The organism is Methylotuvimicrobium sp., from assembly GCF_050611805.1.
Lineage (GTDB): Bacteria > Pseudomonadota > Gammaproteobacteria > Methylococcales > Methylomonadaceae > Methylotuvimicrobium.
The window spans coordinates 34,896-47,475 of record NZ_JBNGHF010000022.1 but is presented as its reverse complement, the minus strand read 5'-3'; the positions used below and the strand labels follow the sequence as shown (position 1 = coordinate 47,475).

Below are 12,580 nucleotides of genomic sequence, written 5' to 3'. Positions count from 1 at the left end.
GGGTTCGGTTTACTTTGACCGGGCCCTTTTTTTATTCCGATGTGTCCATCCAATATCTTCCATTTCTTGCTTGTCCCGGAGCTTATCACTGAATGAAAACTAAAATCCTTACTTTATTGATTTTACCTTTATTGGTTTGGGTCAATTTAAGCATCTGGAACTATCTGAATTATCCACTCAAGATGCAATCTTGGGATAAAGTCATGAAAGGGGTAACTTACAGCCCGATGCGGAGGGATTTCGACCCCGGAAACAGCAGCCCTCCTACCCAAGATCAAATCGAGAACGATCTAAAGCTGCTTGCCGGCAAAGTACATGCGGTAAGAACCTATAGCGCTCTGGATGGGTTGGAATTCGTTCCCGAATTGGCGGATAAATACGACCTGAACGTAACGATGGGCGCATGGATCGATACCGATCTCGACAAGAACCGGCGCGAAATTGAAAGTTTGATCGCGCTCAGCAATCAAAACTCGCCGACGATCGTACGCTTGTTGGTCGGTAATGAGGTGTTGTTGCGTAAAGATATCGCACCCGATCAATTGATCGCTCATATCCGCGAAGTGAAAGCACGCACTTGGCGCCCGGTCAGCACATCGGAAACCTGGGACATGTGGTTGGCGCATCCCGAACTGGCTAATGAAGTCGATTTCATCGCTTTGCATATATTGCCGTACTGGGAAGGGTTGTCGATCGATGCAGCAGTCGAATACGTGTTCTACCGCTTCAATGCGATGCGCGAAGCATTTCCGAATAAACCCATTATCATAACCGAAGTCGGCTGGCCTTCCGACGGACAACCGTTTAAAAACGCCACCGCATCGCTGGCGAATCAAGCCCAGTTTTTAAGACAATTTCTCAACCGCGCGACCGAGCAAAAAATTACCTACTACGTCATCGAAGCCTTCGACCAACCCTGGAAAGTCGAACTAGAAGGCTCGGCCGGGGCTTATTGGGGAATATTCAATGCCGATCGAGAATTAAAATTTCCGATGAAAGGCGATGTCACGCCGATGCCGGATTGGCAAGCCTGGGCGACCGGCGCCGCTGTTTTAAGCATCTTCTTGATGGCTTTATTTCTATTCAGTCGGCACCGAAGACTGAAATTGCCCGGCAAGATTTTCTTCGGCATCGTCGCAAATCTAGCCGCATCGGTCATTCTATGGTCCGCGGCGGTGGCGGCCCAACAATACCAAACCGGCATCTCGTTGGTATTCTGGACACTGCTGTTGCTAATGCAAGCAATGGCCGTCGTCATACTACTGACCGAAAGTATGGAAATCGCCGAGGTCTTGTGGCACCGCAAAGGAAAGCGCACGTTTAAACCGCTACAACCAGCGGCCGGCTTCACATTTCCCAAAGTGTCGGTACATCTGCCGATTCACAACGAACCGCCGGAAATGGTACGCGAAACGCTCGAGGCATTGGCGCGTGTCGATTATCCGAATCTTGAGGTGTTGGTACTCGACAACAATACCAAAGACCCGGCCGTTTGGGAGCCGGTACAAAAAGATTGCGAACGGCTTGGCGGCGTATTCAAATTTTTCCACCTGAAAAACTGGCCGGGCTTCAAGGCGGGCGCGATCAACTTCGGACTGGAGCAAAGCGCCTCCGATGCCGAGATTATCGCCGTGATCGATAGCGATTACATCATCTCGCCCGATTGGCTGAAATCGATGGTGCCTTATTTCGAGGACGAAAAAGTCGGTTTCGTCCAGTCACCCCAAGATTATCGCGATCGAGGTCTCAGCACATTCAAGTCGATGTGTTACTGGGAATATGCCGGATTTTTCAATATCGGCATGGTACAACGTAACGAGTATAACGCGATCATTCAGCACGGCACCATGACGATGATCCGCAAATCCGCGTTGCTCCAAGTAGGCCGCTGGGGAGAATGGTGTATTTGCGAGGACAGCGAGCTGGGTTTGCGCCTGTACGAAGCCGGTTACGATTCGGTCTATTGCAAGGACTCGTTCGGACAGGGGCTCATGCCGGATACGTTTTCGGGTTACATGACACAGCGATTCCGCTGGGTGTACGGAGCCATGCAAATCATCAAACATCATTGGCGGCAATTTCTACCCGGAAAACAATCCTCGCTGACCACCGCGCAACGCTATTATTTCATTGCAGGTTGGCTGCCTTGGTTTTCCGATGCGTTGGCGATGCTTTTGACGATTGCCAGCTTGATCATGACGACATTGCTGGTCGCCGACCCGCTACGAAGCGAATTACCGGTCAATGCATTGCTGTTGCCGACCATCGGCTTATTCTGCTTTAAAATTTTCCGTACGTTATGGTTGTACAAGGCACGCGTTAACTGTTCAACTCTACAATCGCTCGGAGCCGCATTGTCCGGCTTATCCCTGACGCATACCGTCGCTAAAGGCACGCTTCAGGGCTTATTCACCTCCGGCAAACCGTTCATGCGCACGCCGAAACTCGAAAAACAAGGACCCTTCATCGCGGGCCTCGCTACGATCTGGCAAGAGCTCTTGTTGCTGAGCTTGCTCGGCTTGGCGATTTATTCGATGTTATCAATCGATCATTTCGACAATTTGAGCGGCCGGCTCTGGGTTGCCGTACTCTCGGTGCAAACGGTACCCTATATAGCGACACTTTTGACCTTGCTATTCAGTATCGCGCCCAATTATTATCCCAGACCGGCAACACAAGCCATCGAGAGCCCGCAAGATAAGGAACTGTTATAAGGATTCCCCACGGTTTCGACCGAACGCGCTCCGCTACTACACGGGATTCCGGCACGGATTGCCGGAATCCCGAACGGATTGTAAGACGCAGCGAATAGCGCACCCGCTTATGACTTCGGCAACTCGCCGACCCGTTTTCCGACGCGATACAAGCTCCAGGCTAGTACCGCCAACATGATGCCTATCGCCCTGACTAGAAACCATCGGCTGTTCAATAATTCGTTCATATCCGGCGGCAGATCAATCGCTTCAGAGGCGACTTCAGCGTCCAGTTCGGCGGCAATACTGGGATAACCTCGGCGCAACAACTCCAGAATCGGCGCAGTATCGTAACGAGCCGATTCGGCCCTGTCATTCCCATAATAGAGTCGATAGCGGTTACCGGGATCGCTAAGAAACAGCAATCGATAACCGTTTCCGACACCGTTGATGCCGATAATATCCAGCGGCGGACTATCTTGATTATGAATCACGATGCGGTAATTCGCCCGGCGCTGTTCGGAAAAACCGATTCGGCTTTGCTCGTGGCTAATATCCTGAAAATTCAACGCTTCCAGTGTGGCGCTGCCGATCGTTTGCCAGCGGGATTCGATGCCGTGTTGCAGCGGAATTTGCACTTCCGCGTTACGGCTGAAATTGAGCGTACCAGTTTTGACCACAAAACCGGTCAACGGTTGGCGCTGCGTTTTGATGTCGATCACTGTCGTTTTAAGCTCGTCGTCTTGGCTGACCGCAGAATCCTCGACCGCATAATCGAACGATTTTGCTTCTTTCGGTACGGTTTCAGTCTGTTTATGCCAAAAGTCGATGCGCTCGATACGCAACGCTTCGTCGCCGTTCAGACCGTTGCAGCTCTTCCCCGTCTTCCAACAATCGAGTCAGTTCCGTCAGATTGGCAAGATGAGTTTGAGCCGCCTTGTCCACGGTAATTTTAAAATGCCGATACTGATTGGCCGGTAATTCGACGTCCCGCTGATCGACCGCGATATAACGGGAATAATCGTAGATCGGCGCATTCTATTCTCGACCAACAGGTGCCACTCGAGGCCGTCGGCGGAGCCGTGAATTTGTAGCCCGTATTCGAAATCCCGCTGCTGGGTCACGATCGTCAAACCGTCGGCGTTAACTGCGCCCTTGTCCAATTTAGCCGTAACGACAATACCCTCTTCGCCGATTTTGTTGAAGGACTCGATTACACTGTCGATGGCATGCCGGCTAACAACTCTCTTGCTGACGGCGATTTTTTGCATTAAATAAGGTATTTCGACGCCGTTTCGATCCTTGATGCGAAGGTCTCGATAATCGTCGCCGGCGGCGATATAGATCGAATCGTCCAAAGTCATGCCGAGCAGGCTTTGCCCACCGTCATCCTGCCAAACAACGGACCGGCTGAACCGGTATCCCATGAAATCGCCGGCCCATACAACCGGACTCAATAAACCGGCGAATAATAAAATTTTAGCGATCATGTCGTTCATGCAACCGACGTTATACCGAATCATCAGTTTTACAAGTTGAACGCCGTCTACTAGAACAATCCAGCGGCTTAGAGATTCTGCCGTTTTAACAGCGGCCTGGGCAACAAAATAGGTAGAAGTCCATTCTATCAACTCAAGCCTCGCACAACTCATTCGCAATCATCTCAGCCTGCTTCAACACGGTTTCGGTCGCCAAAAGTTGCATATCCGGCGGATAGCCGTATTGCCGCAAAAGCCGTTTGACGATCACTTTTAATTTAGCCCGGACACTTTCCTTGATCGTCCAGTCAATCGAAGCGTTTTCCTTCACCTTTTGCGTCAAAACAACCGCCAATTCCCGCAGCTTGTCATGTTGCATCAATTCTTTTGCGCTGTCGTTGCTGGCCACGGCGGTATAAAACGCATATTCAAAATCGCTCAAGCCCAGTTGTTTGGCTTCACTATCGGACGCGACAATTTCCTTGCTGATCTTAATCAGCTCGTCCATCACTTCGGCAGCGGTCAGGATTTTGTTCTGGTATTTCTTGATGGCCGCTTCCAGCATCTCCATCAAGGACCTGCTTTGTACCAGGTTCTTTTTCGCCCGCGTTTTCAACTCGTCATTGAGCAGTTTTTTCAAGACCTCCAACGCGACGTTTTTATGCTCCATGCCTTTGAGTTCGAGCAAGAATTCTTCGGACAGGATGGAGATATCGGGTTTCTTGATGCCGGCCGCATCGAAAACATCAATGACTTGTTCGGAGATTAAGGCCTTGTCGATCACCTGCCGGATCGTGGTTTCTATTTCCTCATCGGTTTTTCCGGAGCCGGTGCCGTCAAACTTGGCCAGCCGCGCTTTGACGGCCTGAAAGAACGCCACTTCATCCTTGGCTTCCATCGCCTGTTCATGCGGAATGGCAATCGCAAAGGCTTGCGAGAGCGCTGTCACTTCATTGATATAGCGCTTTTTGCCGTCTTTCAGCCCCAAAATATGCTCTTCGGCGGCCAGAATAATGGAGAGTTTCTGACGGGTATCCGCCGTGAAATAATCCTCATAGGCAAAGCCGTGATACATCGCGGAAACAACTTCGAGCTTTTCCAACATCAGATGCACGGCTTGTTCTTGAGCCAAAGTCGGATCGCCTCTGCCGCCCGAATCCGAATAAAACGACAGCGCTTCTTTTAAATCCGAGGCGATACCCAAATAATCGACGATCAAGCCCCCCGGCTTGTCGAGATAGACGCGGTTGACCCGTGCAATCGCTTGCATTAGGTTATGGCCTTTCATCGGTTTGTCGATATACAGCGTATGCAACGAGGGCGCATCGAAGCCGGTCAGCCACATATCGCGGACGATAACGAGCTTGAGTTCATCATTGTTATCCTTCATCCGCTCGGCCAAGGCTTTACGTTGCTGCTTGGTAGTGTGATGTTTGGCCAGCTCGGAACCGTCTGACGAGGCCGCCGTCATCACGACTTTAATCACGCCTTTGTTCGGATCATCCGAATGCCATTCCGGTTTGAGTTTGATGATTTCATCGTACAGGGCCACCGCGATTCGGCGGGACATCGCGACAATCATCCCCTTGCCGTCAAAAACCTCCTGCCGGGCTTCAAAATGAGTGACGATATCTTTAGCGATATTCTTGACTCGCTCATGGCTACCGATCAGGGCTTCGACTTGTGTCCATTTCGCCTTGGCTTTCTGGGTGTCGGTCAGGTCTTCTTGATCCAGTTCCTTATCGAGTTCGCCAATCAGTTTTTTGCCTTCGGCGCTCAAGCCGACCTTGGCTAACCGGCTTTCATAGAAAATTCGCACCGTGGCGCCATCTTCGACGGCTTGGGCAATGTCGTAAATATCCACATAATTGCCGAATACGGCGGGCGTGTTGACATCGGTTTTTTCAATCGGGGTGCCGGTAAAGCCGAGATAAGTGGCATTCGGCAAGGCATCGCGTAGGTATTTGGCGAAACCGTACACGACTTTTTTGCCGATGACATTGCCGTTCTCGTCTTTTTCATCGACCGTTTTGGCTTGAAAACCGTATTGAGTCCGGTGCGCTTCATCGGCAATCACCACGATATTGCGCCGGTCGGAGAGCTGTTCGTAAACATTGCCATCTTCCGGCTGGAATTTTTGGATCGTGGAAAAAATCACACCGCCGGAACCGACCCGCAACAGGTCTTTAAGTTGTTGCCGGTCTTCGACTTGCTTGGGCTCCTGCCTCAATAATTGGGCGGAAGCGGCAAAGGTATCGAACAATTGATCGTCCAGATCGTTCCGGTCGGTAATCACTAATACAGTCGGATTATCCAAGGCCAGAACGATCTTGCCGGTATAAAACACCATCGACAGCGATTTGCCGGAACCTTGCGTATGCCAGACCACCCCGGCTTTTTGATCGCCTTTCGGTTGTTGCCTAACATCCGGCAGACCGTAACTCGCCGGCGGTTCAGTGAGCGTCATTGCTGAGTCAAAACCCGCTGCGCGTAGCGTCGAAGCAATGGCAGCATTGACCGCGTAATATTGGTGATAGGCGGCGAGTTTCTTAACCGTGCTGATGCTGATGACGCCGGTATTTGGATCTTCTTTTTTAGACTTTTCAAACACCACGAAATGCCGGATCAAATCCAACAGCGTGGCTTTGTTCAACATGCCGTTAATCAGGGTTTCAAGCTGGCTGACCAGATGTGAGGCTTCGGTTTGGCCATCGACGGATTTCCACGCCATGAACCGGCTAAATCCTGCCGATAACGACCCGGCTTTGGCTTCTAGTCCATCGGAGATCACCAAAATGGCGTTGGTGGTAAACAAGCTTGGAATAGTGTACTTGTAAGTGTCGAGTTGCTTATAGGCCGATTTGAGGGTGGCGTTTTCATCGGTGGCGTTTTTGAGCTCGATGACCACCAGAGGCAGGCCATTGACGAACAACACCAGATCGGGGCGTTTGTTCTGGTTGTTCTCAATGACTGTGTACTGATTGGCCACCACGAATTCATTATTTTCCGGGTTGGCAAAATCAATGAGCCAGACCAGATCACCGCGATCCTGCCCGTCTTGGTTGTAACTGACTTTGACGCCTTCGGTCAGCATCCGGTGGAAGGCTTCATTGTTGGCCAATAAATCGGGCGAATGGATGCGTTCGACGTCTTTCAACGCTTCTTGCAGTGCCTGCGTTGGAACGGACGGATTGATACGCCGCACGGCAGACCGTAAGCGGTCTTTCAGGATTACTTCGTCATAATGGCCGCGTTCCGGGTTGGCGCTGTCAGGCGCTATTTCAGGGGCGTGAACATAGTGATAGCCAAGCTGTTCAAATAGCTTGATAGCGAAGTCTTCAATCGCGCTTTCGGTGAGTTGGGTCATGGCGTGTATTTGTGACCAGGGAGCGTTAAATAATCCGCCGGAGTGATGATTTCAAACGGTGTTTGTGTTCTCAATACCAACAAATACTCATCGCCGGTAACTAAAAAATCAGCCTGTCCATTAAAAGCTAATTCCAAAAATATTTGGTCTTTATTATCTCTGCATTTTGGCAAATGGTTTTTATTGGCTTCTGAAATCGTCACTGTTTCGGCATAAGGCAAGTAATGAGAAGCCAATATGTCTACTTGCTCGACATTTAACTTGAATTTTGGATAGACTAAAACCCGTAAAAATTCGGTACGGGTTTCCTCACAAATCAACGGCGTTATATTTTCTTGTCGCCAATGTTGGACCAAAGCCGACAGCTTGCCGCGAAATAACAAGGCTGAAATAACCGTGTTGGCATCAAAAACAACCCTCATTTTTCCCGCGCCCAATCAATCGCGTCACTGATATCGGTTTCACTGATACCTTGCGCGGCGATATGGTCGCGGATGGCTTCCAGTCCCTCATTTTCATCATCGGCCAAAATCAATACTTCGATTTTTTGCCCTTTTTTTAACGCTAATGGGCGTTTTAAGGTGATATGCTGCAAGTCCTCTAGCGTGATTATTTCTTTGTAGGCATACATCAGTTTTCCTCAAAAGGCATGGATAGTTAAGAATTATAGTTTACCCTGACTTCACTGCGCATCAGCTTGAGGGGATGTGTCGACTAGTCTTCAATCGTGGATTCGGTGAGTGGGGTCATCCATTTTTACCATTGATTAAATTGATAATGACTTTGACGATGGTATCTTTTTCTTCCGGCTTGCTTTCGGCAATCAACAAAGTAAAGGCAACCAAGGCGTTATCGGCAATGCGTTTTTCGTAGTTCTCGTTGTACAGATAATCGTGTCGCTGTAAAAACCAGGCAAAAATCGCCGCCGCGATGCGTTTATTGCCGTCGCTGAAAGAATGATTTTTAACGATGAAATACAACAGATTCGCCGCTTTTTCCTCGATGCTCGGATACAGCTCTTCGCCGCCGAAGGTTTGATAAATCGTGGCCAGAGAACTTTTGAACGAGTCGTCCTTTTCGTTACCGAACAATTGCCCTAGCCCTTCCTGTTGTCGCCATAGCTGGATTTGAGCGATGGCTTCGGCATAGCGAATCGGCGTCTGCGTGGCTTTTTGCGTACCTGTGATGACCAAGCGTTGATGGTCGTAATCATCCAGCACCGTCAAGGCGTGGCTGTAGTGTTCCAAAATCGTCAGAATGCCTTGCGATTCGTTGGCCGACAGTGATTTGTTGTGAATCAAGCGCGACGATAACGCGATGGCGCGTTGCAAATCGGCTAGTTTTTCCTGGCTGGCACGCAGTTTTTGTTCGTTCAGCGCGTAGCCTTGCAGTAGGTATTGCTTCAAAATCTGAGTGGCCCAACGCCGAAACTGCACGCCTCGTTTGGACTTGATACGATAACCTACCGAAATAATCACATCCAGATCGTAATAGGCCACAGGTTTGTCAGAATTTGCAATATGCATTTTTTGCATATTGCTTTTTTCAGAAACCTCCTCATCTTTGAATGCATTGGCAATATGCCGCGAGATAACCGACTGATCACGGCCAAATAATTCAACCATCTGTGCTTGGTTAAGCCAAACGGTGTCTTGTTCCAAGTGAACATCAATATGAATGCTGCCGTCTTCATTTTGGTAGATGGCGATTTGTTGGGGTTGGTTTGTTAAAGTCATGCGCTGATGCTTAGGGTTGATAGCTCATAGTGAGCTGCGTAGCAACGGCCAACAGGCGTTTATCGCGTGTCCATAAGGTGGCGTTAAGCGCCAATTTTGCAGCGGCTAACAGATGCACATCGACAAAACCGATGCCCAAACCAAACAAGGCATTCGCTTCGATAAACCGGTTGATTTCCGCATCGAAAGCTACCGGCGCTTGCGGCAAGTGATCTAATAGCTCCAAAAGGGTATACCGTTGCGGCAGATTGCCTAACGCGAGTTCACTCCGGACCAACGGATGACCCAACACTTGGCCGTTTTCCAATAAACCGACCAACGCGGGTTCTTTTTTGCGAAAGTGATCGATCCATACCGAGGTATCCACCAACACCGGCATTGTTACAACTCGGTTTGCCGGCGCGGGATGGGCTGCAAATCGGGGGCAATACCGCCCAGGCTGGCTAGGCGCTTGGCGCTCTCGCGTTCAATCAGAGCCTTCAAGGCTTCTTTGATCAGGCTGGATTTTTCTTTTAGGTTGGTTAAGGTTTGAGCTTTTTCGAGTAATTCATCATCTAATACAACCGTCGTGCGCATAATGGCCTCCATAAAATGTCATCGAATGATGCGCTTTTTTGTGCAGTTAGGCAATTTTCACCCGTATTTCGCCGTTCATCAGTTTGGGAAGCAGGGTGTCGCGGAGTTTTTCGAGAGTTAGAATCTGATCTCTATTCGTTTTGAGCTTGCCGACAAAATCAGCTACAAGCTCGTTAAAGGCATGTAATTTGTCCTCTGGTGGAATTCTTATCTCTGTCGATAGCGCTATATCGCGGTTTAATCCCGGTACTGCGGAATCGGTATTCATGTCCTCAAAGCCTATCGTTTTCAACAGAAAATATTCATACAACAATCCCGCAGACTCTACATTTGACTTTACGTAATAGGTTGTATCGATCGGATAAAAATTGTCCCAAAGGTAGATCACCTTGCCGAGCGTTCCCTTTCTCCCAATGACAATGCCTGGCCCTTTTATCAAGAACTCCGTGTGGTGATCGACGATGCCGCTGGAGCCGACAACGGGATAGCCTCTACCTGCTCGCTCTTCTGTCTTTAATCCTTTTCCATAGTGCAACTCGATAACATCGCCCAAGCGCCCTTCATCCCAATCCTCTCCCGCTTCCTCAATAAACCACTGCCGGAACAGCGTTTCAGCCATCGTTTCGAGGGTCTTGTTCTGGCGGTGCAGCAGGTCGATTTTGTCGTCGAGGCTGGACAGGACGGCGGCAATGGCTTTTTGTTCTATTGGATCATTTACTATTTCAACATCAATAGAATTCAGCAGGGTTTGTGTTACAAGAGGGTGACTTGAACCTTGAGCGTGCTGATTCAAATCCATACTCTTCAAAAAGAAATATAGATATTTTGTATTGTTTTTGTCTTTTGATTTTGCTGCCAGCGCATTATCTGATACCCAGATTGGACGATTTTCGTAGTAAGTCGCGCCGCAATAAGCGCCAACCCGTCCTATAACAATAGTTTCTCCATCGTAATTTGCATCAGCACTATAACCAAGAATTCCGTTGCCGCCATAGACTGGAATCTGTCCTTCACTAGAAGGTCTTGATTTTCCATTTCCAAATTTGATCACATCACCAAGTTTGCAATCACGAATGCCACTCATTTCTTGCCACTCACTATGACCACGCCTAAAAATCACCACGCCCTTATCATCAATATGCTTGATCAATACCTCATTACTGATTGACGGATAAGCAATAACATCAAAAAAGAACGGCAAATATGTGTCTTCTTCAATATCAAATTTAATCCGTTGGGCTAACGAATCAGTAACCTTTTCCCCTTTAATGGCAATATCCACATCAGAGGCTTCTTTAAAGGTACCCATGGCCCGTGAACCAAATAAAATCGCTTGTTCAACGTCTGCATATTGCTCAATAAAGGCAATAATTTCCTGTAATTGCGCGTCTGATAAGCCGTATTTCATCCGTTTAGCTCGGTTTTTAAATGGCGAAAAAGTTTTTCAATCACAGGGTAAAAGTCTTGTTGCAAAAAATTCAAAGTGTCATTCAAAATCGCATCATTGTAAGTGTGGCTGGTTAAATTTCTTTTTTTCAAGGCATCCATCCAAATTTCACCGTCAATAATGGTCTCATTTTGAAAAGCCTGCCGAAAGACCTCTTTAGGGCTATTGACATCAAAACCGTTTTCTAAAAGATAATCTTTCAGCGTTTTCCAAGCCAGTTCAATCGTGTATTCAAAACGCCGAATAAAGCCCTCTTTTTCTAAGTTGGATAAAGCGTTTAAATCGGCGTCGGCAATTTCGGAAAACTGTTTGAAGGCTCGTTCAAAATTTTGAAAGCGATGCTGCCAACGGATTTCGTTGTTCATGGTTTAATCCTGAATATTTTTGGTTTTGTGCGCTTGTTTCTAAGCCCCAGCGTGGGAATGCATACCGGCCTTAAAGCAAACAGTTCGCGCGTAAGTATTCAGCCCCCCTCTTTAAAAAAGAGGGGTTAGGGGAGATTTTTTAAAATACCCCCCCCTCAATCCCCCTTTTTCAAAGGGGGAGGCCAATAATTACCGCCTGAATTGCGGCAATTTGCCAACGGGGCCTGAATACTTACGTTCGCGCAGAGTACGCACCGACCAACGCGCTTCCCTACACAAGCGAGTGTAAAAACCGCGCTTGAGTTCGTTTTCGATTTTGATTTTGATTTTGATGAGTTCGACAAAATGTGACCAGCTCAATTGTTGCGACAGCGTCGCAACTTTTTCGTAGTCCGATAGATTAGGTGTAAAGCTTGGTCATACGGATTAGGCCGGAATAGCTAAAGCCCTTCCCGTATTCCTGTTGCAAGCGTTGCGACAATTGTTTAAGCGTGGCTTGGCCATATTCGGAGCGGTCATCGTGCAAAATTTCCGTTTTAATGGTTTTGCCGATCTGCCAATAGGTTAGCGCCAAGGCTTGATTGACTTGGGAAGCAACATGGGACTGGGTCGTTTCGATGAGTTGCCTGATATCTTGGTACAAACCGTCGATATTAACAGTTACGGGTTGAGTCATATTTTCAGCCATGCCGTATCCTCTTCCGCTTTAAGCCAATCCTCCGCCAGAGCCGATTCCGATAACAATGCGGATTCGAACATATCTGGATCGCATGAACTTTTCTTCAAGACAGATTCTACCTTATGCCTTTGTTTAGTTGATAATTCTTGTAAAAATAATTGTTGCGCCTCATCCGACAAAGTTTCATAAAGCACATACAAACTATGTGCGACATTAGGATTTTGTGTTTGCATGGTCAT

Annotated in this window: 13 protein-coding genes and 1 pseudogene; 1 reads left to right on the top strand and 13 read right to left on the bottom strand. The window is 48.4% G+C overall.

Features of this window, described 5'->3' with window-relative positions; all coding sequences use genetic code 11:
• Positions 1-92 precede the first annotated feature (92 nt).
• Positions 93-2,714 carry a glycosyltransferase gene (locus ACRJJO_RS12315; protein WP_431066020.1) on the top strand — a complete coding sequence of 874 codons (2,622 nt, stop codon included), beginning with the start codon at positions 93-95 and terminating at the stop codon, positions 2,712-2,714.
• A gap of 107 nt (positions 2,715-2,821) precedes the next feature.
• Here ACRJJO_RS12315 and ACRJJO_RS12310 read toward each other — a convergent pair whose 3' ends face one another.
• The 13 genes and pseudogenes from ACRJJO_RS12310 to ACRJJO_RS12250 all read right to left on the bottom strand — a co-directional run bounded on the left by ACRJJO_RS12310 (position 2,822) and on the right by ACRJJO_RS12250 (position 12,580).
• On the bottom strand, positions 2,822-3,538 hold the full coding sequence (locus ACRJJO_RS12310) for a hypothetical protein (RefSeq protein ID WP_431066019.1): 717 nt from the start codon (positions 3,536-3,538) through the stop codon (positions 2,822-2,824).
• A gap of 63 nt (positions 3,539-3,601) precedes the next feature.
• Positions 3,602-4,216, bottom strand: coding sequence for a hypothetical protein (locus tag ACRJJO_RS12305; protein ID WP_431066018.1), 615 nt, complete (start codon positions 4,214-4,216; stop codon positions 3,602-3,604).
• A gap of 109 nt (positions 4,217-4,325) precedes the next feature.
• Entirely contained in the window at positions 4,326-7,538 is a 3,213-nt protein-coding gene (locus ACRJJO_RS12300; RefSeq protein ID WP_431066017.1) for a type I restriction endonuclease subunit R, read from the bottom strand.
• Entirely contained in the window at positions 7,535-7,960 is a 426-nt protein-coding gene (locus tag ACRJJO_RS12295) for a putative toxin-antitoxin system toxin component, PIN family (RefSeq protein ID WP_431066016.1), read from the bottom strand. The genes ACRJJO_RS12300 and ACRJJO_RS12295 overlap by 4 nt, the downstream gene beginning before the upstream one ends.
• Complete coding sequence (locus ACRJJO_RS12290) at positions 7,957-8,169, bottom strand: hypothetical protein (protein ID WP_431066015.1); 213 nt, start codon at positions 8,167-8,169, stop codon at positions 7,957-7,959. The genes ACRJJO_RS12295 and ACRJJO_RS12290 overlap by 4 nt, the downstream gene beginning before the upstream one ends.
• A gap of 115 nt (positions 8,170-8,284) precedes the next feature.
• Entirely contained in the window at positions 8,285-9,274 is a 990-nt protein-coding gene (gene rhuM, locus ACRJJO_RS12285; RefSeq protein WP_431066014.1) for a RhuM family protein, read from the bottom strand.
• A 10-nt stretch (positions 9,275-9,284) separates the two neighbouring features.
• Positions 9,285-9,653, bottom strand: coding sequence for a type II toxin-antitoxin system VapC family toxin (locus ACRJJO_RS12280; RefSeq protein ID WP_431066013.1), 369 nt, complete (start codon positions 9,651-9,653; stop codon positions 9,285-9,287).
• 2 nt (positions 9,654-9,655) lie between these two features.
• Complete coding sequence (locus ACRJJO_RS12275; RefSeq protein WP_431065873.1) at positions 9,656-9,850, bottom strand: type II toxin-antitoxin system VapB family antitoxin; 195 nt, start codon at positions 9,848-9,850, stop codon at positions 9,656-9,658.
• Between the two features lie 46 nt (positions 9,851-9,896).
• Positions 9,897-11,258: a restriction endonuclease subunit S gene (locus ACRJJO_RS12270; protein WP_431066012.1), complete on the bottom strand. Its 1,362-nt coding sequence runs from the start codon at positions 11,256-11,258 to the stop codon at positions 9,897-9,899.
• The gene (locus tag ACRJJO_RS12265) at positions 11,255-11,662 is read right to left on the bottom strand and encodes an HI0074 family nucleotidyltransferase substrate-binding subunit (RefSeq protein WP_431066011.1); all 408 of its coding nucleotides are present in this window, start codon (positions 11,660-11,662) and stop codon (positions 11,255-11,257) included. Before ACRJJO_RS12265 ends, ACRJJO_RS12270 begins: the two co-directional genes overlap by 4 nt.
• Before the next feature lie 189 nt (positions 11,663-11,851).
• Positions 11,852-12,052, bottom strand: a pseudogene (locus ACRJJO_RS12260) (DUF1016 N-terminal domain-containing protein); the annotation flags it as partial.
• A 10-nt stretch (positions 12,053-12,062) separates the two neighbouring features.
• Complete coding sequence (locus ACRJJO_RS12255; RefSeq protein WP_431066010.1) at positions 12,063-12,350, bottom strand: DUF1016 N-terminal domain-containing protein; 288 nt, start codon at positions 12,348-12,350, stop codon at positions 12,063-12,065.
• Positions 12,335-12,580: a hypothetical protein gene (locus tag ACRJJO_RS12250; protein WP_431066009.1), complete on the bottom strand. Its 246-nt coding sequence runs from the start codon at positions 12,578-12,580 to the stop codon at positions 12,335-12,337. The genes ACRJJO_RS12255 and ACRJJO_RS12250 overlap by 16 nt, the downstream gene beginning before the upstream one ends.

Coding starts and splice junctions, on each gene's coding strand:
- ACRJJO_RS12295 (WP_431066016.1), bottom strand. CDS start 7,960: ATGAGGGTTGTTTTTGATGCCAACACGGTTATTTCAGCCTTGTTATTT.
- ACRJJO_RS12300 (WP_431066017.1), bottom strand. CDS start 7,538: ATGACCCAACTCACCGAAAGCGCGATTGAAGACTTCGCTATCAAGCTA.
- ACRJJO_RS12305 (WP_431066018.1), bottom strand. CDS start 4,216: ATGATTCGGTATAACGTCGGTTGCATGAACGACATGATCGCTAAAATT.
- ACRJJO_RS12255 (WP_431066010.1), bottom strand. CDS start 12,350: ATGGCTGAAAATATGACTCAACCCGTAACTGTTAATATCGACGGTTTG.
- ACRJJO_RS12250 (WP_431066009.1), bottom strand. CDS start 12,580: ATGACCATGCAAACACAAAATCCTAATGTCGCACATAGTTTGTATGTG.
- ACRJJO_RS12280 (WP_431066013.1), bottom strand. CDS start 9,653: ATGCCGGTGTTGGTGGATACCTCGGTATGGATCGATCACTTTCGCAAA.
- ACRJJO_RS12270 (WP_431066012.1), bottom strand. CDS start 11,258: ATGAAATACGGCTTATCAGACGCGCAATTACAGGAAATTATTGCCTTT.
- ACRJJO_RS12290 (WP_431066015.1), bottom strand. CDS start 8,169: ATGTATGCCTACAAAGAAATAATCACGCTAGAGGACTTGCAGCATATC.
- rhuM (WP_431066014.1), bottom strand. CDS start 9,274: ATGACTTTAACAAACCAACCCCAACAAATCGCCATCTACCAAAATGAA.
- ACRJJO_RS12265 (WP_431066011.1), bottom strand. CDS start 11,662: ATGAACAACGAAATCCGTTGGCAGCATCGCTTTCAAAATTTTGAACGA.
- ACRJJO_RS12315 (WP_431066020.1), top strand. CDS start 93: ATGAAAACTAAAATCCTTACTTTATTGATTTTACCTTTATTGGTTTGG.
- ACRJJO_RS12275 (WP_431065873.1), bottom strand. CDS start 9,850: ATGCGCACGACGGTTGTATTAGATGATGAATTACTCGAAAAAGCTCAA.